Source organism: Psychrobacillus sp. FSL K6-1464 (assembly GCF_038003145.1).
Lineage (GTDB): Bacteria > Bacillota > Bacilli > Bacillales_A > Planococcaceae > Psychrobacillus > Psychrobacillus psychrotolerans.
In genome coordinates, this window is the sequence record NZ_JBBOOP010000002.1 from 1 (window position 1) to 22,335 (window position 22,335).

The following is a 22,335-nucleotide window of genomic DNA, read 5'->3' on the forward strand; positions in this document are numbered from 1 at the left end:
AGTACAAAAAGCAATTGACGATGGACAAGCATTAGCCAACCAAATTGCAACAGCAACGGCATCCGTATTGAAAGCAGAAAGTTCAATGATGCAAGTAGACGTGACATCGGCACTTACGCTCGTATATGCATTGCCTACTAGCACAGAAAAAACGAACTTAACAGCTCGTTTATATACAGTTCAAGAAGCTATTGATTTAGCGAAGCAGATTGCAACAGCTACGACATCGGTAATCAAAGCAGAAGGAACGAAACAACAAGTGGATGTAGACGATTCTCGTTCACTAGTCAACGCTTTGTCGGCTAGTACGGAGAAAACCAACTTGACGAATCGTTTGAATACCGTGCAAACAGAGATCGATGCATCCAATGGGGTGTATACCGATATGATGACTGAGCTTGCAAATATGAAAGATTACTTGCTCACTGGAGAAGGAACGAAAGAAGATGTACTAGCAATGAGAGATGCACTGAATAGCATCTTTGATGATTCGACAACTCTGTTAAATGGGGCACACCGTGCAAATGTTGCCCAATATGTACAAGATGTACTAGACATCATTGAACTCCTTGAAACAATATGGGAAAAGATTGAGAGTGGTGAACTTGCTGGTGTTACTGACCTAGTTGAACAATTACCAGAGTCAGATTTGAAAAATGATACAGAAGAAAATCTTTCAGACGCCATTGCATATGAGTATCAATTAGAAGAAGCAACAAAAGCGGTTGAACTGGCGGAAAGTACAAAACAACAAGTTAATGTGAACAATGCTCGCTTACTTGTGAATGAATTGGCCAAAGAAACAGACCGGAATAGGCTTTCTTCTCGAATAGATGTTACACAATCAGAAATTGACCTTGCTAACTTAACCGTAGCAACATCTTCAGTTGTGAAAGCGGAGAAATCTAAACTGCAAGCAGATTTAACAGCTGCACGTACGCTAGTAAGTGCATTAAAATCAAGCAAGGAAAAAAATAGCTTAATCACTCGCTTGGATACAGTACAAAAAGCAATTGATGACGCAAAAGCTTTAGCAGAACAAATTGCAACAGCAACGGCATCAGTAGTAAAAGCGGAAGGATCTAAACTACAAGCTGATGTAACTGCGGCACGTACGCTTGTTAATGCATTGCCAACGGGAGCAGAGAAGACAAACTTAACAACTCGCTTAGACACTGTGCAAGGGGCAATTACACTTGCGGATAAAATAGCTACAGCAACAACTTCTGTCGTGAAAGCAGAAGGATCTAAGTTGCAAGCCGACCTAGACGCATCTCTTTTACTCGTCAATTCTCTACCAACAGGTACGGAGAAAACGAACTTAACAAATCGCTTGAATGTCGTGCAAAAAGCAATTGACGATGCGAAAGCATTAGCTACTCAAATCGCAGTTGCTACTACAGCAGTCTTAAAAGCAGAAGGTTCGAAGTTACAAGCAGATGTAAATTCAGCTAAAACCCTTGTAAATGCACTTCCTACTGGAACAGATAAAACGAATCTGACAAATCGTTTAGATACTGTACAAGCGGAAATTACACTTACTGAGAAGATTGTAACAGCAACTGCATCGGTAACAAAAGCAGAAGATTCTAAAACACAAGCAGATGTTAATGCATCCCGTTCACTAGTGAACAACCTTCCTGATGGTACCGAGAAAACCAACCTGAATAATCGATTGGATGTCGTTCAAAAAGCAATCGAAGATGCGAAAGCTTTGGCTGAACGAATCGCACTAGCAACAGCAGCTGTTATCAAGGCTGAAGAAACAAAACTGGATGTGGATATACAAACAGCACGTCATTTTACAGAGGCGTTGCCAAATAGTCAAGTGAAGACTGAGCTGCTCGACAGAATAGCAGTAGTAGAAAAGGCAAACAACGAAGAGGTACTTTTGAAAAATGCGAAAGAAGCTGTGGAGAATTTAGATGATAACTCTACAAAAGCAGAAGTTGATTCAGCAAAAGAGCTTGTTTCTCTGCTTCCAGACAGTATAGAAAAAAATAAATTAATCGACAGAATCACAAATATTGAATTGGTTCAAAAAGCAATTAGCTCAGTGGAACAGGCTGAACGCATGCAAACGAACTACAATATTTCGCTTGCGGAAAAATCAATTCTGCTGTTACCAGACGGTCTGAAGAAAACCGAGCTTGCGGAAAGAATCACAGAGCTAAAACTTACGCTGGAAGCGGAAAGTAAAGTGGTTTCGGCTGAAACAACTAAACGCGAACCGTATCTCACAGAGGCTTACGTAAGTGTGAATAAACTCAAAGATGGTCTGAAGAAGACTCAGCTTATGGGACGTTTACAAGCAGTCAAAGACGCAATAGAGATTGAAGCAGAAAAAGCACTTCTGACGGAAGCAACATCGCTTGTAGTACTTGCGGAATTGCATCAGCGAGAACCATACCTAACAGATGCTAAGGAGAAGGTTTCCAAGCTGAAAGATGGTCCAGATAAAACGGCTCTTGAAGCAAGGATCCAATCGGTTGAAGATGCAATCGCTACGGGACCTGAAGCACCAGTCGTGGATCCAGCACTTCTAAAGGCTGCCGAGCAACAAGTTACTTTCGCAGAACGCTACAAGCGTGACCCGTACTTCACGCGTGCACAGGAGGCTATCAATAAACTTCCTAATAGCAAAGAAAGAACGGAACTTCAAGCAAGACTCGATGCGGTTATGAACTAAACAACACACTTTGACCATTCCTCCAGGAGTGGTCTTTTTCATTATGAAGTCTACTCCTACTGCATAAGATAAGTGATTACACAAAAAGGAGATGACTTGTTCATCCATTAAGGAGGAAATTGTATGAGTAGAAATGACAGCTCGTTAATTGCAGGAAAGGTCTTTGTGATTACCGGAAAGCTTTCTCGACAACGTATGTACTTTGAAGAAGAAATCCAATCGCTTGGTGGCATTGTGAACAATAAGGTAAATAGAAATACCGATTATTTAATTATGGGACCAGCAGTGTTCGGTACTGTGAAGCATAAATCGGCATTAGAAATGGGCATAACGATTCTCAGTGAGGGAGACTATCAACAGATGATGGGACAATACTGGTAATTTAATCAATATTATTTAGATAAAGAATTGAATACTAATATTAAAAAGGAGTGATTTATTGATGGAACAAAGAACAGAAGAGGTCTTGAAAAATGAATCTGCTTTACGGACAATATGGGATTTAAAAGAAGAAGAATTGGAAGTAATGGCGAAAAAGTACAACTGGAGCTTAGAAAAAGCGAAAGTAGAGCTAAAAGAGGGAAATCTGGTGTTATTTCCAAACGAAGCAGCGTATATAGAGTGGCAATTGGAGGATATCGACAAAGATACATTAATTACGATGTTACGGGAAGGTGAACCGTTGGAGAGTTTAGTGGATAAACGAGTCATCAAGCTCGATAAAGAAGAAGTTGTATTTCATTACGAATAAGAACTAAAAAAAGAAGGGAGGAGCAAATAGCTTCTCTCTTCTTGATTTAAGGATAAAAGTCTAGTAATGCCCCCAAAATGGAGACATTTGGATTAAAACTATCTTCTTCTTTATTTTAGCATATGTCTCCTTGTTGTTCCAAGAAAAAGATTGTAAGTATATCCAGTGATATATAGAAGAGTTCGAGCATAAGATGTACAGAATCAATTAAAAAGGAGAGCCACAAGCTCATTTAAGGAGGAGAATGGAATGGAATACACGGTTGTTAGAAAAAGAGATAAGGAGAAAGTAGGTTCTTTTGGTGTATATAGAGGGGATATACAGTGGGAAAATGTGAACGAGGATATGTATAGTTCACTAGAAGCCACGTACTACTGTGGATGCGGAGCTACTTACCGTCTTGTAAACAAAATTCAGCTGACCCATATTCCCAAAGTAGGGCTTCAGAAGAATATTAGAGAATTGAATGAGGCATATGACATTATTAAAGAAACAGAATGTCCAGAATGCGGAAACCGTCGTTTCTTTGAAGAGATGTCTCATATCACGCACGGGGTTCATGCATATGACAACGAAGAAAATGTACGACTTGTAGTAACTGGTCACTTTTATGGTTTTGTGAAAGCTCCTTATGATGGAATCAACCCAATAAATAGTCGGGTAGTAGCAATCTTTCATAACTACGTACTGAACACGAATAAAAAAACAGGTAAGAGTTATTTCGTAGATGTATCAAAAAATCGCGTGTTCTATGCAGGGCAAGCATCTGTAGGTTTAAATATTAGACTTGAATATATGTCAATGCTTGTACGTTCGAATGAGGAAGAACTAAAAAAATGGTCGGACTATATACAAGTTTTGCTTCCTGTGCAATTCACCTCTATAGGAGATGACTTTAACTTAGTCATCAAAAAATTAGCGTTTGTCGCAAATAAATATCATCAACATACAGAACAATATATGTTCATTCCGGAAAGCCAACGTACGCGTAAAATGCTACAGGAGGCAAAAGGAAAAAAGGGAATTTTAAAAGGGATGTTTCCTGGAAGTGGAAAACAATCTATAAAGAAGTTAGACGAATTGCTTTCACAAGGGAAAATGATAACCATGGAAACACTTACAATGTTCCACAACAAAGATATCTTTAAGAGAGTTTTGAATGTGGTCATTAATGAAAACAAAACTTATGACTGGAGAGAGACAATCACGCCAACTTACAAAATGGAATATTCTCCAACTTTAAAAGAGAGATTTGTTCGTTATATGTTTGCTAAGAGAGAACAATTTGAAAGGGTTTTGGAAAGCTCCATCGAGCGTTCTTATTCCACCGCTAATAGCAATTTGATAGACTCATTGAGAATGTTCGATATGTTATATAAAGGCTTTAACAAAGAAGAACGTAAAGAAATGTTAGTTCCTAAAAAAGGTGAAAATTTAAAAGACGTACATGATCGGTTGTCCTCAATGATAAGGAAAATCCAAACGGAGAACAAGGTTATCGAGTACAAGGAATCGGAGAAAAAACTAGAAGTAAGTATTGGCAATCTGGATATTCGTCTCGCATTAGATACTCATGAACTAGTGGATATTGGCAGTAGAATGAATATTTGTGTAGGAAGTTATGGACAAATGGCTGTGAATAAGCAGGTTATTATTGCAACAGCATATGAGGGAGATAAGCCAATCGTTTGCATTGAAATAGTTCCAGCTATGCGAAAAGTAGTACAAGTGAAAAAATCATTTAATCGCATAGTTCAAAATGAAGATGTGGAAGCTGTAATATTAAAAGAATACCTTGATTATTTAACGAATGCCGGATACAACACTGATTGTCATGATTTGCGGTTATTAAGTACGACCGTAGCTATTTCCGCATAAGGCACCCATTCGGGTGTTTTTTTTGTTATTAATTATCAAAGCAGACTTAAATGAATAGAATAGACAAATGGCAAAAAAGGAACAGTATTTTACTGTCATTGAAAAAGGAATAATTCTATTAAAAGGAGTGGTCTTGATGAAGGCAACGGTAGAACAATTGGAAAACTTTTTTAAGGAATTTCATGTGGAGGTAGATTCCATGGCGACACAAACACTTTGTTTTGCTGATGGGAAATTCACGTATGAAGAAACAGATGTTTATGGAGAAACTGCGTTTATTCGCTTGGAAACGGCAGAACGTAATAGCATTGTAGAGTTCGAGGGAAACCAAGAGACAGAACAAGTTGACGCATGGGCAGTTGCTTTTGATGATTTGAAACAGAATGTGGATGCTTTCATTACTAAAGTAGAGGAAGAACATAAAGAAAACAATTTAATATAGGATAAATAATAGAAATGGAGATGGATATTTAATGGCAAATCTAAATATATGGTCAAAAACATCATACTTCCAAGTAAAAGACAGGGAAGCTTTTTTGAAAGAAATAAAAGAAGTTAATACTGAAGATTTAAGAGTAGAAGAAAAGGATGGTAAATTCATTCTATTTGGTGGTCACTTTATGTATGTGAGTCGAGATATTTATAACCTAGATGGGGACATTATTGATGAAGTCGAAGAATCAATGGTTAGTATTCTCCAAAAACATATGATACAAGAAGAGAAAATTATCGTTACTGCAGCGGGTCAAGAAGGATACCGTTATGTCGGAGGCGATGCTTGGATTATTACGAGAACAGATTTTGTCTATATTTCATTAGAACAAGCAATAAGAAAAGCAGCAGTCGAAAAAGGAATAATAACTGAAGAGGAATCTTTTGAACTTACTACAGATGATTAATTGACAGAGACGCTTCGGCGTCTTTTTTAGTTGGTGAATCTTCCTCGTTGCTAACAAGAAAGACAGATTATCCGACACTTTTCTATAAATTTTAAAGTTCTAAAATCACGAAATAAAATGAAGAAAGACCTAGAAATGACAAAAGGAGGGGCAATCATGTTTCTTCTTATGTTCTGTATTGTTTCTGCATATAATAGTCGAATCGAGTAATAAGGAGCGAAATATTCGCAAATAAAAAGGAGGAAAAATAATGGAATTCGTACTAGAAAAACCGGCAAAAAAAGATAAAAAGGGATTGTTTGGAATACTGGAAGTAGAGCATGTGCCTGGGAAATTACATGACCACGATCTTTTTGGACACTTTAGAAATAAGGAATGGAGTAACAAGGGGACAAACTATTGTGATTGCGGTGCGGTCACTTCGTTAACATTGACTAAAGAAGAGCATCAAATAATAAAAATCTTTCAGGATAAAGGGTGTATGGCATGTGGATGCAATAATATACAACAAAACTTTATAGAAACGTTAGCATCCATCAAATACTTTAACGACGACCATAAGTTTGCTCTTGTGTTAATCATTAATTCGTTTCAAGTGAGACACTTCAAGGATAAGGTGACAAATCAGTATAAACCGTCACATCTTTATAGCACGAGTGAAAAATTTAGGATTACGACGAACTTAGCAACTGGGAAAACTTATTATGTAAAAGGTGATCAGAAGAATAAACAGGTAAGGTATGTAGGGAAACCAGGATATGAGGCAATGGTACATTTAATAGAATTTGCAAAAAGACTTAAACAAAAAAGCTTAACGTTGCAACAAGAGGATATCCACCAGGAATTTGGCAAATGGATGGAGAGATTAACAAGTCTTTTACCAGACTATGCACTGAAGGAACGTGCTCTAGAAGAACTGGCACCATTTCCAAAGGGCAGTTGGAATAACATATCGGAAAAGCTAGCCCAATGTTTTTTACTGCTAGCAAACCCACACTTGATTAACACAGGGAGATTGATTCCTGCCTCTAAGTTTAGTAAAGAGAAAAGAGATATTGCAGAAGGTGGAAATCGTATAAAATTGATGCAAGCATTGTTTCCAGCTCTGACAGGACGGTCACTAAGTATACTGGAGTCCGTTAATCATACGAACTTAGACACTGAAACGGACATTTTGACAATGATATCCAATAAGGATCAGTTCCGAACGATATGTGAATCGCTACAAAAAGAATCGAGCAGATATTCGGATAGAAATGCTCAGGTGATGTTAGTAGCACCGTCGTATTCAAAAAGGTTAAGAATGCGATTTGTAAAACAGTTCTTCCGTAGTCAAGAAGATTTCGATAGAAAAGTAACTCTGTTAAGCAAGTCTCGTTCAATCAATTTTATTGCACGCGAGGTAAATGATTCTTTGGGAATGTATAAGCAAATTATTCGAGAGATTGGGGTAAAAGAAACCGATTTGCTACTGCCAAAGGTGGAAGGTTATTCTATTGTAGAGGTGCATGATTTACTTGCGTCTACCCACCGTAAACTGCGTGTGAAAAACAAGGAGATTGTTTATACGAAAGCAGAACAGGATAAATTATCAGGAGTGTATGGAGATATTTACTTTACTGCAGCTCCAGATACACATTCGTTAGTAGATGTAGGGACATATATGTCAAATTGCATATCATCATATGGAGAATCAGCTTTTAAGAAGAGTTGTTATCTGGTAACTGGATACAAAAACAATGAGCCATATGTGTGTATTCGGTTTTCATCAGGAATGAGAGAGATTGAAGAAGTAAAAATGAGATTTAATCAGCTACCTAATCCTCAAGATGAAGGAGTAGCGTCTATACTTGAATATTTGGGAGAATCGGGAGCAATAGTTAAAACACATGACTTACGTAAACTGGAAGAGAACCAACAAGGGGTTGCCTAGGGCAGCCTCTTTTCTGTACTAATGAAAAGACTTGTAATCGCATAAGATAGACGGACAACGAAAGAAAGGAGACGAACAGTCAATTTAAAAAGGTGAATGTGTAAGGAGGAAAATGGATAATGGATGATTTTTTCAAACGTAAAAATAGGGAAATAGGTGTAAATCTAAATGATGTACAGCACGAAGCTGTTGTGACAACGGAAGGACCTGTACTTCTACTAGCATCACCTGGTTCAGGGAAAACAACGGTCACCATCATGCGGATTGGGTATTTGATAGAAGAAAAAGGGATAGATCCATCGAAGATATTAGCAGTTACCTTCTCGAATGAATCAGCAAAAGACATGGATGAACGATTCAAAAAGTTTTTTTCTAATCAACCACTTGGTTGTATCCATTTCTCCACAATTCATAGTCTCGCTTATGAAATCTTTCGAGCACATCTTAAGAAGACAGGTCAAAAGGCTATTTTAATTGAGACAAACGAGAAGAGTGTGCAGGGATATCCTAACAAGAGGAATCTCCTTAAGGAACTTTATGAAAAAGCAAATGGCGAGGACTCTACAGATGAAGAAATCGAAGGCATCATGACATACATTACGTTTGTAAAAAACAGGATGCTGTCCGGAAAAGAACTAGACCAGGTAGAGCCTGCTCATGCGAAAGATATATATTTGGCTTACGAGAAGTATAAGGCGTCCCAAGACCAGCTGTTATTCGATTATGATGACATGTTGACACATGCGGAGAGAATACTTCGAGAAGATGCCGAATTGCGAGCAGCTTATCAAACTCGATTTGAATATGTAATGACGGATGAATCGCAGGATACTTCTTTAGTTCAACATAGAATCATTGAACACCTAGTTAGTGTTCATCGAAATGTATGCGTAGTCGCGGACGATGATCAGTCAATTTATTCTTGGCGTGGAGCAGATCCAGAATACTTGTTAGCTTTTGAACAAGCATATCCTGGGGCAGTTATCTTATTCATGCAGCAGAATTACCGTTCTTCAAAAGAAGTCGTAGAAGTTTCTAATCGATTTATCAAGCGAAATACCAAGCGTTATCCGAAAGAAATGTTTACGAATAATGGGCATAATAAAAAACCATTAATCGAGGTTACCTTGACGTATGAAGAGCAGATTGAGAAATTGACGAAAGCCATAAAGCAGAACAAAAATTTCAAAGAGACAGCTGTTCTATACAGAAACAATGAGAGCTCTATAGCAATTGTGGATGCTTTGGAGAAGGCAGGTATCCCATTTTATCAGAAGGAATCAACTCATTCATTTTTCAACCATTTCATCTTAAAGGACCTCAAGAACTTTTTCCGATTGTCATACGTGACGAAGGTCAAGCATCGTAAAGTATTTGAGGCTATATCAAGAAAGACGAAATTGTACATGACGAAAGATGATTTCACTGCACTGGACGAGTACGGTCCAGAGGATGATTTGTGGGAAGCACTGGCGGCAAATAAAAAAGCCCCTGCATGGAAAAGGAATCTTGTTGACACACTTCACAAGGAAACGAAAAGATTGAAGTTTGTGAAGCCTAAAAAAGCCATACGAATGATTCGCACTAGCAAAGCAATTGCATATGACCATCATATTAGTTTAATGTGTGATCGTCTCGGCATGAAAAAAGAATCATTGTTTGGAGTTTTGGAAATGTGTGAAATCATTGCGGAGAAAGAAAAAGATTTACCATCTTTTATTGCTAGATTGGATCACTTACAAGAAACAATGAAACAGTCAAAGCTTAATAAAGGAAAAGATGCAGTAACATTAACTACTTTCCATTCTTCCAAAGGATTGGAATTCGAAGATGTATTTATGATTGACTTGCTCGATGGCATTATTCCATCTCGTTCAGACCAAAAGAAAGAGGCAGAAGGAGATGTTTCTGATATGGAAGAGGCAACACGCTTGTTTTATGTCGGGATGACGCGAGCAAAAAAGAATTTAACCATGATGAGCTATACCAAGCGATTTGAAGACACTGTACGACCAAGTGGTTTCTTGTCAGAAGTTTATGCACTTCTCAATCCTGAGAAAAAGTCAGCACCGGCATGGGAGTCGAAACCAATAAAACCAGTACCATCTTTGGCTGTAACAGGTCCGAAAAGCAAAGCAAAAGAGTCAACAAAGATTGCTTTACATCAAGGTGATTTCGTCGTAGGCGATACCGTTAAACATGGACAGAAAGAAGGAACAATTATTGCGTTCCACGGAAAAGATGTAGCTGTCTGCAAGTTTAAGACAGGTCCAAAGAAAATACTAACGTCCCATTTAAAAAGGGCGTAGAAATCGGCGTCCCTCGGGGGCGTCTTTTCTTATGGCAAAAAGAACAACTACATCCGACATCCTTCGTAGCCCGTTTACTTATAATTCAAAAACTCAGGCATATCATGGAACAACAAACAAATAGTATATTGGAGGAAAAATCATGACAGGTGTTAAGTGGTTATATATTACAACTGAAGGCAAAGTAATTCATGTATCTCAGCCAAAAGATTCAAAATTTAAAGCAATTAAAGAACTAGCACAACAAGAGGTTTTAAGAGCGTTGCTTTACTATCAAACTACCGAACGGAAACCATCACATCTTCAACTAATTCAATTTGACCGAATTACACTAGGCACTGATGGAGCATACGACGAAAGGAATAAAGAAAATAAAACTCAGTCATTCGATTACAGTTTCTTTTGTGCGACACCTGAGTCATTAGCTGAACGTAAAGGCCCATTACCTTTGCCACTAGTACCTACTATTCCTAGTTCAGAAGAAATAAAATACCTGTATGAGTATTTGGATAAGAAAATTCCTCTTCTGAAAGAAACTGCTCCAATTATTGTCGAAATGACGATTGGTAGAGCCCAACGAATTTATCAAGAACAAATTAATCTTGTAAACAAAGCTAGCGAATTAAGAATAAGAACCAGACAGAATAAAAATTAGACGTCCTTCGAGGCGTCTTTTTCTTATTGTTCGGAAACGAACTGCATATGATAGGAAGAATCGAATAATAAGGAGCACCATCCTTGCTGCAGGTAGAGAGGAGAGAATGTGTTAGGCCGGAGCCAATATTAAAAGGGGAAAATCCATTGGAGACGAAGCTTTTTCAGGGTAGGCGTGTTAGATGCAGTGGCAAGTTACCAGAAATTGAACGCAACAAACCCTGCTGTCGAAATTGTTTTCGTAAACATTATTGAAACCGAGGACTCTATTTTGTTGACCTACAAAAAAACGGGTAGAAAAAGTAAGTGAACCGTAACAAACTTTAAAGGGAGTTGTTTATTTGAAATCGTCTACTATAATGGGAAATTTGTTTTCATGGATGGGATTAAACAAAGAAAACTATGAAAGAGAACCGTTAAGTGAATATCCATCTTTAGTATCTGTCAGTATTGCTCTATTAGACAATAAGATCGTCAATTATCAAATCACAGCAAACGGAACTTATTGGTCTGATTATACAGATATAACTTGGGATAAAGAAATATCACATACTAAATTTTCACAGGTCCTAGTTAAACACAAGACTTTTACCGTAAATAATACGAAAGAGAACAATCATGCGTTTGATGTATTAGTAAGAGAATGGATGAACAACTGGAAAGTGCATGAAGACTATACAGGTAGTCCTTCCTTTGTGGAAGTGAAAAAATATAATGTCATGAATCGATAGGAAATTAAAAAGAGGTATATTTCGTTTAGAAGGAGAATGGTTCATATGGAAAAATTGACTGCAGGACGAATCAAAGAATGTTTAACGGGTTGGGGATTCCCTTCTGTAACTTCGGAGGAAAAGTGGTTAGAGGATTGGAAGATAGTAGAAGAACGGTATCCGAACGGTAACCAGTATGCATTCATAGAACATGTTTTTCACAAAGGAAAAAAAGTATTTTCCTCTAGATATAGTCCTTTTGAAAATGACCGTAATATCCGGGTACACGATCATGCAAAGTGGGAAACTTTTCAGAACAATATCTATAAATCGCACAGAAAAGCTATTAAGAGACGCTTGGGTCAAGATTTTTACGCGGGATCTTTACCCAAATGAATTTATAGTAAAAGGAAGGGTGCCTTAATAGGGTGCTCTTTTTTTGTTATCGTTTTGAAGCGAACGGCATATCATAATTCGAACAAACAAATAGGAGCAGCTAAATCGGTTTAGATAACAATGGAGAGGATGAGGTATAAATGGAAAAATTGACTGAGGTAACATATGTGTCTGTATGGGATGGAGGATTCGAGATTCGAAGTAAGGCAAAAATTGATGAACAAACAGGTCTTCTTATGGAAATAGAAGTGGTAGAGGGAATTGATGAAGAGGGGGATGAAGTACAAGTGCTAGACGAGGAATACTTGGAGATGCCTAACGGAGAGAAGCTGTACATCACTCATGGCGACAATGGTCCATCTATATATCCGTTTTAAGGAAATATGGTTACCATTTCATATATAAAATCAAACTTAGGGAGTGGAGGATTTTGATGAAGATGCGTGTTTTTATAGGAATTATTTTTATCGTGTCAATAGGTTTAATAGGGTGTCAGGGATCATCAGAAACAACTCATGCTAGTTTACCAGAAAGCTTTACAAGTGTGAGTAAAGATGGGATTGGAGAAGCTACCATTTATAAAATAAAAGATCAGGTGACTGGTTGTTATTTCATTCTTTCTGACTCTAAATATAACGGCAGTAGTGTTTCACAAAATATTACACAAATGTTTATTCAAGAACACGGTGTGTCTGTTCCTTATTGTGAATAAAGTGAGGTAAGCTATACCAAACAAAAGAATACCGCATAAAAGTGTTAGACGTCCTTCCAATAGGGCGTCTTTTTTGATGGCTAGTTGTTTTTCATGCCCCTTTAATGTACACTATAGAAAACGATATATAAATATTGTAGACAATTTAATGAGGGGCGATGATATAGATGGAATCAGAAAATAAAAAATGGATTAATGAGGAGTGGCATACCAAAACCACCATGTATGAACGTTATAAAGGGCTTGTACATTTGGTTATTAAGCGAGATCTCAATTGGGGATATCGATTAGGATATGACTACGAAGATATGGTGTCAATAGGAAATATTGGATTATTGAATGCCTTTGACCGTTTTGATGGAGATAACCACTCAGTTAAGTTTTCGACCTATGCATATACTTCTATACGAAATGAGGTTAACTCTTTTTTTAGAAGTACGAATCCAGGGTTCAGATACACACCGGCTGTAAAAGAATTGCGTAAAGAAATATTTAAAAAGGAACTTGAATTTCAATCCATTGAAATAATAACTAAAAAGTTAGCAAGAGATAGAAAAGAAGTTGCTGAAGCACTTCATTTGCACCAGAATGAGTATTTGGAATCTCTGGATGAAATAGATTCCTCTGATTTAGAAGAATTTCACTTCTTGGGAAAGAATGATGATCAGACGAAAATGCTTGCAGAAGAGTTTTTAAAAACGCTGAGTTCGAGAGAGAAATATGTGGTGCAAGAAGTAATGCTGGGCAAAAGTCAACATGAGATAGGTAGAGTGCTCGGGATAAACCAAGCTACGGTATCTAAAATATTAATTTTTAATGTTAGAAAAAAGCATGAGGAATTTTATAAAGAAAAGTTAATAGATAAGCTGACAATTAATGAGATTATTCAACAGCATGAGACCGAGATTTTAGAGAAGATAAAGAGCAAGAAACCTAAAGAGGTCAAAGAAAAAAAGAAGCAGGATAAAGTAGGGAAAATAAAAATTAATGGAAAAAAACCCATGGGTGATGTGCTTCGTGCAAAAGAGTTGTTAATAGAAGGGAATTTAAGTGTTCTTGAAATTGCCGAAATGACTGGAACGAATAGAAATACCCTAAAGGTATATAAGAGGAAGTTAAAACAGGCTCAAATGATTAGTTCTTGAAAAAATACGTATTTGCTGAAATGAGAAGGCTTTAAAAGAGATTGTTAATCATTCAGAAAGATCCTTTCAAGGAGAAATCGCTAAAAATGAATTAGAAGGCAAAGAATAGTTCTAGTCAATAATATGAGATGAGTCGACTAATAAGGGATGCAAAAGGGTGAGAAATAGAAATAGTGATGCTTCAATTTAGTATTATCGTGGATGTCTTTAGATGACCATCAGGGCCCTTATGCTTTAGAAGCCAAATGCACATCATAAGGAGATTACAGATTTAGGAGCGATTAGTCCGCAGCTAACATTAACTAATTATAATTAACTGGATTTTAGAATCATTATTGCAGGAGGGATCAAAGTTTATGGGGATAACAATAAGTTCGAAAAGGCAAAGTTGTGATTTGGGTTATGGTGGCTTCGGTAGATTTAGGAAAGCGGTAGCAGAAAAGGTAAGTACAGAGTTTCATAGACATTACTTGTTGCTCTCAGATAAGTCAGTCATGTTTTTGTTTGGGGAAGAAAGGAACGAATATTTCAAAAAATATGACGCTATTACTAATGAGTATGTTGGGGAAGGCATCGTAACAGTAGAAGTTGCTAACTTTCTATTTCAGAGCGATGGTGGTGGAAAGGTAGACAGAAAACAAGCTAAACAGATATATGAATTAATTAAAGAGTGCGATGACAACATTAGTTTTGGATACTCTGGAAGAGTAGATTGTGCAACAATGGCTGATTTGAAAAAGATTTTTTCAGATGGAACTAAGGTTGAGTGGCTTTAAGAGATTTTTGTGCGATCATTGCACATTGAGACCAAACGTTTCAGTAGACACATACGGTGAATGAAAAGGAGGGATAATAAATGCCTAATAGATTACAAAAAGTAAAAGATAATGCTGTTACAACTAAACAACATGATTTTATTACAGTAATTCCATATGAGGATTATGAATGGCTTATCAAACGAACAGAAAAGGCTGAACGCTATGAAAAAATAATAGCATTTGCAATGAAGCATACCGAAGATGATGATATTCACGAGTTTTTAAATCGTGCATTACAAGGAAAAGAAAATGAAGCACCAAGTTACCGTTTGAAAATGGAATAGCCCCAAAGTTCGACCATACGTATTCGCAGCCGAAGAATTAGGAGTGATTAATCATGACAGCGATTCGTTTGTTATCAATCTTGTCTGGTATATTAGTGGGAGTTCTAGCAAGAGAATTTTTGGTAGGGTGGTATAGTATAATTTTTCAATCCCTCATGTGGACTGTGCTCATTGCTCTCATTATCCATAATGTTAAGAATAACAAAAAATAGAATAGTATATTACTTTTGGCGTCCTTCGGGTCGTCATTTTCTTATGGTTCAGAAGCTAACTGCATATCATGAGAAGACTACAAAAATAGGAGCGGCTTTGCTGCAAATAAGAATGGAGAATGAGGAAATGGAATTTACAGAAGAACAGAAAGAACTTATCTATAATCAGTTATCAGCAAGAAAGCTGTATTTTGAAGAGGACATGATGGACTGGGCGAAACAAAAAAATACAAAAGAAGTTAAAAGGTGTGCTGATGTAGCAGAACAAATTGATGAGGTAATGAAAATATTTCTGAATGGTTAATAAGGAGGAATGGAGAGTGTGGTCATGATGATGCATGTTTTACACACAGCAAAAGACTTTGAGCATTACACAAACAATCAAAAAAATGTCGATGGACTAAAATTAATCCTAAACAAAACCAAAAAGGCATTCCCTAATGCTAATATTACACTGAAAAATGAATTGATCTTGGAACCCAAAAACAATCTATATTTTATCTTGACTGGTGTCCAAAATGAACTAGAATTTAAGTGTAAGCTGATCGCTTGGATGTCAAGACCCATAAGCAAGGGGTTGAATGAGTATTGGAGTTTGAAAATGCTGAATAGCTTTAACGAGGTGCTGGGAACAAACTTCACGAAATCTGACATGAGGAAACTTTATACAAACTTTGGAGAAGATACAAACAGAACATTAAGTATGCAGTTTGTTGAATCAGGTTTTGATTTATCTCTGCTAAAGTGAGAGTTTGTGATTCTGAAGTGATTATGTTTTGCAAACAAGATTACATTTGATAGATAAAAATACTAAAATTAGACGTCCCTAGAGACGTCTTTTCATTTGGAAAGAATTCGAAGAATATTAGATATCCTTAACCGAACGCGTCTTTTCATTTATTTTCTTACGAAGGTTGATGACGGTGTCAATCATTACGAATGTCAAAAAGGATTCGCTAATGAAGTCGAGCGTATCGGTTTTAAAAGCTCCTGAAAAATTAAGCATATTAAACGTAAAATAAATAATAAATAAGAGTATATACATATGAAGGCTAAGTAGGTTATTTTCTACTTTGTTTTTTTCTTTATCAATTTCTTCATTCGTGTACTGTGTGTTAAATATTTTTTTGACAACTTTTAATATCCCTATGTATAACTTTTTGAATACGGTGGCATGTGCATAGATACTGGACCAAACTATCAATATTAAATAACCAAAGATATCTATATTTACAAAACTATCCACATTAAATAGTTTAGGTAGCAACATTAAGATAATGAGGAGAGCGAATCCGTATGAAATCGGTAAAAATATTCTTGTTAAGGAAAAAAATGATACTTGCATAATCCTAAATAAAACTTCGAAAAGGAATGCGACAGGAGTAAATATAAGGGTATTAAAAACAGTGTTCCAAACCCTATCTTCTTCATTTCTTTTTTCTATATAGCTAACTATTACTAGGAAAACATAAATATTTACAATCAAATATATAGCCATTGGGCTGTCGTACTCCTTTTTATTAACGCAATGTTCTTTAAATATCGGCAAAATTATAAAAAGATGAAGGAGTAGTAGCAGTTTCTGCCATTCTGGATGAAAGGAAAGGCTAGACCACCCCCTCTTATTATTTCAACTCAGACGTCCTTCTGTGCGTCTTTTCTTATGGTGCAGTTGTTCACTAATAAATGTACAGAATATATTAAATATGAGTTAATAAGACTAAGAGACAAAATAAAAAGGGAGTTGGATTAGATAGGAAATTTACCAATTGATCCGATCATATTGCAAAAGGCTATCGCAATACCAGAACTAATTGCTCGACTATCTTATCAAGATCAGACTAAGGCGATTGAGTTTATTCGTATTTGGGGAGAGAAACGCATGGCAATTACTAAACTTTATAGTTTATTGATAGAAGAACTGGGAGAATCATAAAGGTATTTTCACTATGAGATGACAAGGGAGATGAATTAGATGAATGAACTACCAATTGATCCGATCTTATTGAGAAAACGTATGGCAATACCAGAACTGATTGCAAAATTATCTTATCAAAATCAAACCAAGTCGATTGAATATATTCGTATTTGGGGAGAGAAACGCATGTCGATCACGGAGCTATATGGATTATTGACAGAAGAACTGGGAGAATAATGAACGAATTTTAACATAATAATAGTAGATTGTTTGCTCACGGCAAATGATTCACTTTAGGCGTCCTTATGGACGTCTTTTTCTTATGGTTTGGAATAGTACTGCATAGAATAGAGTGTATGAACTAATCAGGAGCAGTCCAGCTGCTTATAAGGAGGATTTGCAGAAATTAAAAGGTAAAGACCTGAAAGAAAGAAGAGTGATTCTATGTTTATTCATTGATACAAAAATGTGAAAGTGCACTTATTCAAAGGAGAAAATCTTTGGTGGTTTCAAGAGTGTTCTTGGTGTGGGAAGAGAAGGATACTTGGATGGAGACACACCTCGATTATAAAGAAAAACTGGTTAGATGAGGATTGGATAAAGCATAGACGAGAGCTGGAATAAGAATTTGACTTCAAGCTGTAAGTCATCTATTACTATTGGAGGTATTCAAATTGCGAATAAACGACGGAAGTATTTGTGATAGTTATAAGCATTTTGAATATACATGAATGCGACATGGAAAATGGGTGTATGGAGCTCTGTTCACATCTAAACAGTGAAGTTTAAAAATGCTTTGTGGACGACTTTAATTATGCAAAACAGGTACAAGTTTGCCATAGATACGATAAACGTTAGAAAAGAAAACAGGAGAATTTCTGAATGGATGGTGAGTTAAAGTGCGTTGGTTATTTGATAAAAAAGGATTAAAGAAAACAACTGCTGCTGACGTGGCCAGTTTCATCGTACATTTGTGTAATAAGGATGAAAAAAGTGGTCATTATCGAACGTTGCAAAATGTAAAAATGCAAAAGCTCCTCTACTATTGTCAAGGGTATTCTTATTATATGAATCAGAAACCTTTATTTCGGGACTATTTTGAGGCTTGGCCATATGGACCATCTATTCCCCGGATCCATCGCAGATTCAGTAAATATGGCCAGAATGATATACATTCTAGCGAAGGGGAAGTAGATTTACCCTACTTAACAGATGAGGAAAAGAAAATTATTGAACATGTATGGGATGATTTGGGGAATTATAACGTTTTCGCTCTGGTTAATGCCACGTTGCTGGAGGACCCATGGAAACTAGCAAATGAAAAAGGAACCGTTTTTATTACACCAGATTCGATTCATGCCTATTTCAATGAAATTTCGTATTTGGGGGAAGAACATGGAAAAAGCAAATAAGCTTATAGAAGTATTTTCGGTTATCGTGTGGATTACTTTTGTAGCAGCCTTCATCGGAGCGATTGCTATACAATTTTACAGAGACTTCTTCATCTAGTTACAAAATTCTTTTTATGCTACAGCCATCGGACGTCATAATTGACGTCTTTTCTTATGATTAGGAATTCAACTGCATAGAATGGAACGTATCAACTAAATAGGAGCAGTTATTACTGTAGCTAAAGCTTAAATAAAATAATTCGAAAAAGGGAGGAACAATATTGGAATTAGAAAATGCTAAAAACACATTTGTTTTGCAAAGTACTGATGAAAACTTCAAAGAATCTTTAATTGAGTTTTTATCCAATCACTGTACTAAAAATGAAGTTCATACTGCTTACTTTGAAATGGACCATGAAGGTAGTCAAAAGGTAATGGCGATAGTGACCGATTGACTCATGAAGCGAAGGGCGGCGACAGTAAATGAGTTAACCATTCACTATACAGAATCCAAAAAAGGAGTGACGTAATATGGCTAAAAAAGAACCCTTAGTTGTTGGTCAAAAAGTTTGGTTAGAAACTACAAATAGACATGGGTGCGATGTTCGCTACGAAAATGAACCGTGTGAAATGGTAGTATTGGAAGCAAATAAAACAAGTGTTTATATTTGGCACAATGATAAATCCAAAGTGCGTTATAAAGTTAATCAAAAAACGCATCAAGTTAAATACTCAATACCAGATGGACGCTCCTATCGCTTATGGTTATCCAAAGAAGAATATGAGTTAAACGTAGCCTATGAAAAGGAAATGAAAGAATTGTTAGTACTGGCTCGTGGGAAGATTGATAGCATGTCTTTAGATGATTTGCGGTCATTTGTAACTGCATAGTGAGACTAAAAGTAAACACAGATTCATAATTGCTCAAATAAAAAAGTGGAGGTTTTTAATATGGAATACGGAATAACAGCAAATATCAGTGGATTAAAATGTGACAACTCAGCATGTGATTACAAGGACAAATCGATCAAATTGGAACAATATGAAAGTTATATCAATGCACCATGTCCCGCATGTGGTTCTTCTTTATTAACGCAAGCGGATTATGACCAAGTACAAAGTATTATTGCCATGATGGAAGATGTGAATTCTAAGGTCACTTCAGGAGAATTTCCAGTTAGTCCGAACGGAGAAAAAGCAAGTGTCAGCTTTGAATTTAATGGCACTGGCACTGTAGAAGCAAAAATTGAGAAACTCTCGTAAATTAAAGAAATAGCTATTCATTAAGACGTCATTGTTGGCGTCTTTTCTTATGCCATCGGACATTCCTGCATACAATGGCATGTAATCAATAAACAGGAGCAGAAACCTGTATTTTCAAAGTTTAAGAAATATGTGTTCTTGGTGCAGAGAAGAGTTTTACAAAAGGAGAGGTGCAGTATGGCAAGTAAACCAAAGGAAAAGGCATATATCTTACACCACAGAGGAAGAACAGATAGCGGTGGATGTATGGTTCTAGGGCGGTACAAGGTGGGTGCACGCAATGAGAAAGAAGCAGTTGCCCTAGTTAAAGTAGTTGTCGGGAAACACGCGAAAATACGTGTCTATTACGAAGACAAAAATAGCTTTATGTCACATGGGATAGTTGTAAAAAGGTAGGAAGCAAGAAAAAGGGAGAGAAATACATGGTAAAAAGTAATGAATCGAATTTGCAGACTTGTAAAACCTGCAGGTGGGTAGGGTGTGTGCATTATGGCTGGGAACGTCCAAGTTGTATCCACTTTATACCTACAGACACTACCAATTTGGAAATTCAATCAAAAGGGGGAAATGAAAAATGATGTATCAGCTAGTAGATAAGGAAACGAAAAGAATCGTCACCGAAGAAGGAGTCGCTTTAGCACCGAATGGAGAAGTTTATTCGAATGGAGAAAACGTTACAAATCGATTTTATGTCAAAAGATTCTCTGGTGAGACAGACACAAAAGGCACACCTATTTATCAAGGAGATATTTTATGTATAAAGCAATTAACTTTTGAGAGTTCTGCTCCGTTACCAGAAAATCTAAACGTGGAATTTTACGGGGGCATGTTCCAATTGTTTCGAGGCAATGAGTGTCTTATGGGTTTGAATCTTTCATATATAGAGGATGGTGAAGTAATCGGGGATATTTATAGAAATCCCGATCTTATCCTTTGGAGAGCATCCCGTGGTGACACTATTAAGTTGGTGAAAGATGTTTCTTACGGAACTGCTTACGGAATGATAGAAATTCCGACCGGAACGGTACTGCAAGTTTACAAAAGTAACAACTTGTATGACGGTGTACTCACAGAAGAAGAAGTCACCCTTTCCAATAAAGTTGGAGAAAAGTCCTTTCAATACAATGTACCCAACGGGGCTTATATCATATTGGCTCGTTTAGCTGACAAAAAGGAGGAAGTAAAATGATAAAATTAGTGGAACGTACAGGACTTCCGGTTGAGAGTTTTATCATTGGGGAAAAAGCTGTAATCGCTAATCCTAGCTTATTAATCCAAAGTGAAAATCAAGAGAATGATACTTTTACGGTTGTGGCTACACAGTTATCCCTGATGGATTGGAAAGCAGCTATAAATGATCGCACAGGGAGAGGTTACGTAATGAGTAATGGAGATTATGCTCGTAAACAGGAGGAAACATCCACAAGGGAAGAAAATATTAGGCTATGCATAGCGTTAGAGTTGGATAGATATGGAGAGCGTATGGTTAATTATGATGTATTAACTGATGGAGAAATCGTTAAGCAACTTAGATATTTAAAGGAGGTATAAAGGCATTGGAAAGAACTTTAGCGTATTTGAAAGACTTAAGGGAAGATATGAAACACGTGATCGAGAGTGAAGAATCTAGCATTCAAGTGGATAGCAATGATCTACGGCATGTGAACGAAGCGATAGAAGACATTGCAGTCCTGCAGAAGCAGATAGAGTATCGAGAAGATCAAGAAATACTATACAAGATATCCGTGAGTAAAGAAGCGAAAAAAGTAAAACACTTGTTTCCACTTGAGAACACGGCTGGATATGGTCAGTTGTGCGATATGCTCCTTGCGTATGAACAAACACTAGCAGAAATCGAACGTGTTTTAAAGGTTTACGGAAGAGCGAATGGAGATATCCACTATATTGAGTGTGTGGAAAGAGTGAAGAATCGTCATCTTGTTGAAACGGAAAACTAATGCAAACAAGGGAGAATTAATGATGAATGAAATAGAAAAACTGCAACAACTGATGGAAGCCGGGTGGAACATTCATATTGAGTGTAAAGGAAAAGGTCGTAGTTATGAAATGTCTTTTGAAGCTACTGCCACCAAGGTATTTGTAGAGATGCAAGACTTGGAGAAAAGTCCCTATGCTTATTTGGATAGATTCCAACCTATTCATGCAGTTGGTAATACGATGGCGGAATTATTACTCCGACTTGAAAGAAAAATGAAAGTATAATAAAGAAGCGGATTGCCCTGTAATATAGGCAATTCGCTTCTTTCTGTTTGGAAGTAAACCAAAGTTTATGTATTCTTCTTGTTTGTGTCTTGAAAAAGTGATGATATGCCAACAGGAAGCGTATGATGCGATAGGACAAATACAAAAAGG

General features: G+C 36.7%; 30 protein-coding genes. 29 read left to right on the forward strand and 1 reads right to left on the reverse strand.

The window, feature by feature from the left end:
- The 18 genes from MKX39_RS19520 to MKX39_RS19605 form a co-directional block, all read left to right on the forward strand.
- Positions 1-2,689, forward strand: a 2,689-nt coding sequence (locus MKX39_RS19520; RefSeq protein ID WP_445678052.1) for a GA-like domain-containing protein, incomplete at its 5' end; no start/stop codon positions are given.
- Between the two features lie 123 nt (positions 2,690-2,812).
- Positions 2,813-3,070 (forward strand): BRCT domain-containing protein, encoded by a 258-nt coding sequence (locus MKX39_RS19525; RefSeq protein WP_340764651.1) that lies wholly within the window; start codon positions 2,813-2,815, stop codon positions 3,068-3,070.
- 61 nt (positions 3,071-3,131) lie between these two features.
- Positions 3,132-3,440, forward strand: coding sequence for a hypothetical protein (locus MKX39_RS19530; protein WP_340764653.1), 309 nt, complete (start codon positions 3,132-3,134; stop codon positions 3,438-3,440).
- 249 nt (positions 3,441-3,689) lie between these two features.
- Positions 3,690-5,318 carry a PcfJ domain-containing protein gene (locus MKX39_RS19535; RefSeq protein ID WP_340771578.1) on the forward strand — a complete coding sequence of 543 codons (1,629 nt, stop codon included), beginning with the start codon at positions 3,690-3,692 and terminating at the stop codon, positions 5,316-5,318.
- Between the two features lie 136 nt (positions 5,319-5,454).
- On the forward strand, positions 5,455-5,760 hold the full coding sequence (locus tag MKX39_RS19540; RefSeq protein ID WP_340771580.1) for a hypothetical protein: 306 nt from the start codon (positions 5,455-5,457) through the stop codon (positions 5,758-5,760).
- A 31-nt stretch (positions 5,761-5,791) separates the two neighbouring features.
- Positions 5,792-6,217: a hypothetical protein gene (locus MKX39_RS19545; RefSeq protein ID WP_340771582.1), complete on the forward strand. Its 426-nt coding sequence runs from the start codon at positions 5,792-5,794 to the stop codon at positions 6,215-6,217.
- 250 nt (positions 6,218-6,467) lie between these two features.
- Positions 6,468-8,150, forward strand: a complete 1,683-nt coding sequence (locus tag MKX39_RS19550; protein WP_340771583.1) for a hypothetical protein — start codon at positions 6,468-6,470, stop codon at positions 8,148-8,150.
- A 119-nt stretch (positions 8,151-8,269) separates the two neighbouring features.
- A complete protein-coding gene (locus tag MKX39_RS19555; protein WP_340771584.1) occupies positions 8,270-10,459 on the forward strand; it encodes an ATP-dependent helicase in 2,190 nt (729 codons plus the stop codon).
- Positions 10,460-10,601: 142 nt separating this feature from the next.
- A complete protein-coding gene (locus MKX39_RS19560) occupies positions 10,602-11,114 on the forward strand; it encodes a hypothetical protein (RefSeq protein ID WP_340771585.1) in 513 nt (170 codons plus the stop codon).
- A gap of 340 nt (positions 11,115-11,454) precedes the next feature.
- On the forward strand, positions 11,455-11,844 hold the full coding sequence (locus tag MKX39_RS19565) for a hypothetical protein (RefSeq protein ID WP_340771587.1): 390 nt from the start codon (positions 11,455-11,457) through the stop codon (positions 11,842-11,844).
- Positions 11,845-11,889: 45 nt separating this feature from the next.
- Positions 11,890-12,219 (forward strand): hypothetical protein, encoded by a 330-nt coding sequence (locus MKX39_RS19570; RefSeq protein ID WP_340771588.1) that lies wholly within the window; start codon positions 11,890-11,892, stop codon positions 12,217-12,219.
- A gap of 140 nt (positions 12,220-12,359) precedes the next feature.
- On the forward strand, positions 12,360-12,596 hold the full coding sequence (locus MKX39_RS19575) for a hypothetical protein (protein ID WP_340771590.1): 237 nt from the start codon (positions 12,360-12,362) through the stop codon (positions 12,594-12,596).
- Between the two features lie 56 nt (positions 12,597-12,652).
- Positions 12,653-12,931 (forward strand): hypothetical protein, encoded by a 279-nt coding sequence (locus tag MKX39_RS19580; protein WP_340764673.1) that lies wholly within the window; start codon positions 12,653-12,655, stop codon positions 12,929-12,931.
- A 167-nt stretch (positions 12,932-13,098) separates the two neighbouring features.
- Positions 13,099-14,076, forward strand: a complete 978-nt coding sequence (locus MKX39_RS19585) for a sigma-70 family RNA polymerase sigma factor (RefSeq protein WP_340764675.1) — start codon at positions 13,099-13,101, stop codon at positions 14,074-14,076.
- Between the two features lie 356 nt (positions 14,077-14,432).
- Positions 14,433-14,852 carry a hypothetical protein gene (locus tag MKX39_RS19590; protein ID WP_340771592.1) on the forward strand — a complete coding sequence of 140 codons (420 nt, stop codon included), beginning with the start codon at positions 14,433-14,435 and terminating at the stop codon, positions 14,850-14,852.
- Positions 14,853-14,932: 80 nt separating this feature from the next.
- A complete protein-coding gene (locus MKX39_RS19595) occupies positions 14,933-15,178 on the forward strand; it encodes a hypothetical protein (protein ID WP_340764680.1) in 246 nt (81 codons plus the stop codon).
- A 255-nt stretch (positions 15,179-15,433) separates the two neighbouring features.
- On the forward strand, positions 15,434-15,694 hold the full coding sequence (locus MKX39_RS19600) for a hypothetical protein (protein ID WP_340771594.1): 261 nt from the start codon (positions 15,434-15,436) through the stop codon (positions 15,692-15,694).
- Positions 15,695-15,703: 9 nt separating this feature from the next.
- Positions 15,704-16,138: a hypothetical protein gene (locus MKX39_RS19605; protein WP_340771597.1), complete on the forward strand. Its 435-nt coding sequence runs from the start codon at positions 15,704-15,706 to the stop codon at positions 16,136-16,138.
- Positions 16,139-16,255: 117 nt separating this feature from the next.
- Here the strand turns inward: MKX39_RS19605 and MKX39_RS19610 are convergent, their stop codons facing one another.
- Complete coding sequence (locus MKX39_RS19610) at positions 16,256-16,888, reverse strand: hypothetical protein (protein WP_340771598.1); 633 nt, start codon at positions 16,886-16,888, stop codon at positions 16,256-16,258.
- Between the two features lie 285 nt (positions 16,889-17,173).
- Between MKX39_RS19610 and MKX39_RS19615 the strand changes: the two genes are divergently transcribed.
- The 11 genes from MKX39_RS19615 to MKX39_RS19665 all read left to right on the forward strand — a co-directional run bounded on the left by MKX39_RS19615 (position 17,174) and on the right by MKX39_RS19665 (position 22,185).
- On the forward strand, positions 17,174-17,326 hold the full coding sequence (locus MKX39_RS19615; protein ID WP_340764694.1) for a hypothetical protein: 153 nt from the start codon (positions 17,174-17,176) through the stop codon (positions 17,324-17,326).
- Positions 17,327-17,365: 39 nt separating this feature from the next.
- Positions 17,366-17,545, forward strand: coding sequence for a hypothetical protein (locus tag MKX39_RS19620; protein ID WP_340764695.1), 180 nt, complete (start codon positions 17,366-17,368; stop codon positions 17,543-17,545).
- 662 nt (positions 17,546-18,207) lie between these two features.
- Positions 18,208-18,720, forward strand: coding sequence for a Panacea domain-containing protein (locus MKX39_RS19625; RefSeq protein WP_340771600.1), 513 nt, complete (start codon positions 18,208-18,210; stop codon positions 18,718-18,720).
- Positions 18,721-18,980: 260 nt separating this feature from the next.
- Positions 18,981-19,154 (forward strand): hypothetical protein, encoded by a 174-nt coding sequence (locus MKX39_RS19630; RefSeq protein ID WP_340764699.1) that lies wholly within the window; start codon positions 18,981-18,983, stop codon positions 19,152-19,154.
- Positions 19,155-19,230: 76 nt separating this feature from the next.
- Positions 19,231-19,590: a beta barrel domain-containing protein gene (locus tag MKX39_RS19635; RefSeq protein ID WP_340764701.1), complete on the forward strand. Its 360-nt coding sequence runs from the start codon at positions 19,231-19,233 to the stop codon at positions 19,588-19,590.
- 60 nt (positions 19,591-19,650) lie between these two features.
- A complete protein-coding gene (locus MKX39_RS19640) occupies positions 19,651-19,962 on the forward strand; it encodes a hypothetical protein (RefSeq protein WP_340771602.1) in 312 nt (103 codons plus the stop codon).
- Between the two features lie 177 nt (positions 19,963-20,139).
- Positions 20,140-20,358, forward strand: coding sequence for a hypothetical protein (locus MKX39_RS19645; RefSeq protein ID WP_340764705.1), 219 nt, complete (start codon positions 20,140-20,142; stop codon positions 20,356-20,358).
- 178 nt (positions 20,359-20,536) lie between these two features.
- Positions 20,537-21,151 carry a YopX family protein gene (locus MKX39_RS19650; protein ID WP_340771605.1) on the forward strand — a complete coding sequence of 205 codons (615 nt, stop codon included), beginning with the start codon at positions 20,537-20,539 and terminating at the stop codon, positions 21,149-21,151.
- Positions 21,148-21,513: a hypothetical protein gene (locus MKX39_RS19655; protein ID WP_340764709.1), complete on the forward strand. Its 366-nt coding sequence runs from the start codon at positions 21,148-21,150 to the stop codon at positions 21,511-21,513. The genes MKX39_RS19650 and MKX39_RS19655 overlap by 4 nt, the downstream gene beginning before the upstream one ends.
- Positions 21,514-21,518: 5 nt before the next feature.
- Positions 21,519-21,920: a hypothetical protein gene (locus tag MKX39_RS19660; protein WP_340771607.1), complete on the forward strand. Its 402-nt coding sequence runs from the start codon at positions 21,519-21,521 to the stop codon at positions 21,918-21,920.
- A gap of 19 nt (positions 21,921-21,939) precedes the next feature.
- Positions 21,940-22,185 (forward strand): hypothetical protein, encoded by a 246-nt coding sequence (locus MKX39_RS19665; RefSeq protein WP_340764713.1) that lies wholly within the window; start codon positions 21,940-21,942, stop codon positions 22,183-22,185.
- The last annotated feature ends 150 nt before the right edge of the window (positions 22,186-22,335 follow it).

Bases quoted from the DNA above. Each gene is read 5' to 3' on its own strand.
- MKX39_RS19575 (WP_340771590.1), top strand. From the start codon at position 12,360: ATGGAAAAATTGACTGAGGTAACATATGTGTCTGTATGGGATGGAGGA.
- MKX39_RS19645 (WP_340764705.1), top strand. From the start codon at position 20,140: ATGGCAAGTAAACCAAAGGAAAAGGCATATATCTTACACCACAGAGGA.
- MKX39_RS19585 (WP_340764675.1), top strand. From the start codon at position 13,099: ATGGAATCAGAAAATAAAAAATGGATTAATGAGGAGTGGCATACCAAA.
- MKX39_RS19555 (WP_340771584.1), top strand. From the start codon at position 8,270: ATGGATGATTTTTTCAAACGTAAAAATAGGGAAATAGGTGTAAATCTA.
- MKX39_RS19620 (WP_340764695.1), top strand. From the start codon at position 17,366: ATGAATGAACTACCAATTGATCCGATCTTATTGAGAAAACGTATGGCA.
- MKX39_RS19550 (WP_340771583.1), top strand. From the start codon at position 6,468: ATGGAATTCGTACTAGAAAAACCGGCAAAAAAAGATAAAAAGGGATTG.
- MKX39_RS19580 (WP_340764673.1), top strand. From the start codon at position 12,653: ATGAAGATGCGTGTTTTTATAGGAATTATTTTTATCGTGTCAATAGGT.
- MKX39_RS19655 (WP_340764709.1), top strand. From the start codon at position 21,148: ATGATAAAATTAGTGGAACGTACAGGACTTCCGGTTGAGAGTTTTATC.
- MKX39_RS19535 (WP_340771578.1), top strand. From the start codon at position 3,690: ATGGAATACACGGTTGTTAGAAAAAGAGATAAGGAGAAAGTAGGTTCT.
- MKX39_RS19530 (WP_340764653.1), top strand. From the start codon at position 3,132: ATGGAACAAAGAACAGAAGAGGTCTTGAAAAATGAATCTGCTTTACGG.
- MKX39_RS19590 (WP_340771592.1), top strand. From the start codon at position 14,433: ATGGGGATAACAATAAGTTCGAAAAGGCAAAGTTGTGATTTGGGTTAT.
- MKX39_RS19600 (WP_340771594.1), top strand. From the start codon at position 15,434: ATGGTTCAGAAGCTAACTGCATATCATGAGAAGACTACAAAAATAGGA.
- MKX39_RS19540 (WP_340771580.1), top strand. From the start codon at position 5,455: ATGAAGGCAACGGTAGAACAATTGGAAAACTTTTTTAAGGAATTTCAT.
- MKX39_RS19570 (WP_340771588.1), top strand. From the start codon at position 11,890: ATGGAAAAATTGACTGCAGGACGAATCAAAGAATGTTTAACGGGTTGG.
- MKX39_RS19605 (WP_340771597.1), top strand. From the start codon at position 15,704: ATGGAGAGTGTGGTCATGATGATGCATGTTTTACACACAGCAAAAGAC.
- MKX39_RS19665 (WP_340764713.1), top strand. From the start codon at position 21,940: ATGATGAATGAAATAGAAAAACTGCAACAACTGATGGAAGCCGGGTGG.
- MKX39_RS19595 (WP_340764680.1), top strand. From the start codon at position 14,933: ATGCCTAATAGATTACAAAAAGTAAAAGATAATGCTGTTACAACTAAA.
- MKX39_RS19525 (WP_340764651.1), top strand. From the start codon at position 2,813: ATGAGTAGAAATGACAGCTCGTTAATTGCAGGAAAGGTCTTTGTGATT.
- MKX39_RS19610 (WP_340771598.1), bottom strand. From the start codon at position 16,888: ATGGCTATATATTTGATTGTAAATATTTATGTTTTCCTAGTAATAGTT.
- MKX39_RS19545 (WP_340771582.1), top strand. From the start codon at position 5,792: ATGGCAAATCTAAATATATGGTCAAAAACATCATACTTCCAAGTAAAA.
- MKX39_RS19560 (WP_340771585.1), top strand. From the start codon at position 10,602: ATGACAGGTGTTAAGTGGTTATATATTACAACTGAAGGCAAAGTAATT.
- MKX39_RS19640 (WP_340771602.1), top strand. From the start codon at position 19,651: ATGGAATACGGAATAACAGCAAATATCAGTGGATTAAAATGTGACAAC.
- MKX39_RS19650 (WP_340771605.1), top strand. From the start codon at position 20,537: ATGATGTATCAGCTAGTAGATAAGGAAACGAAAAGAATCGTCACCGAA.
- MKX39_RS19635 (WP_340764701.1), top strand. From the start codon at position 19,231: ATGGCTAAAAAAGAACCCTTAGTTGTTGGTCAAAAAGTTTGGTTAGAA.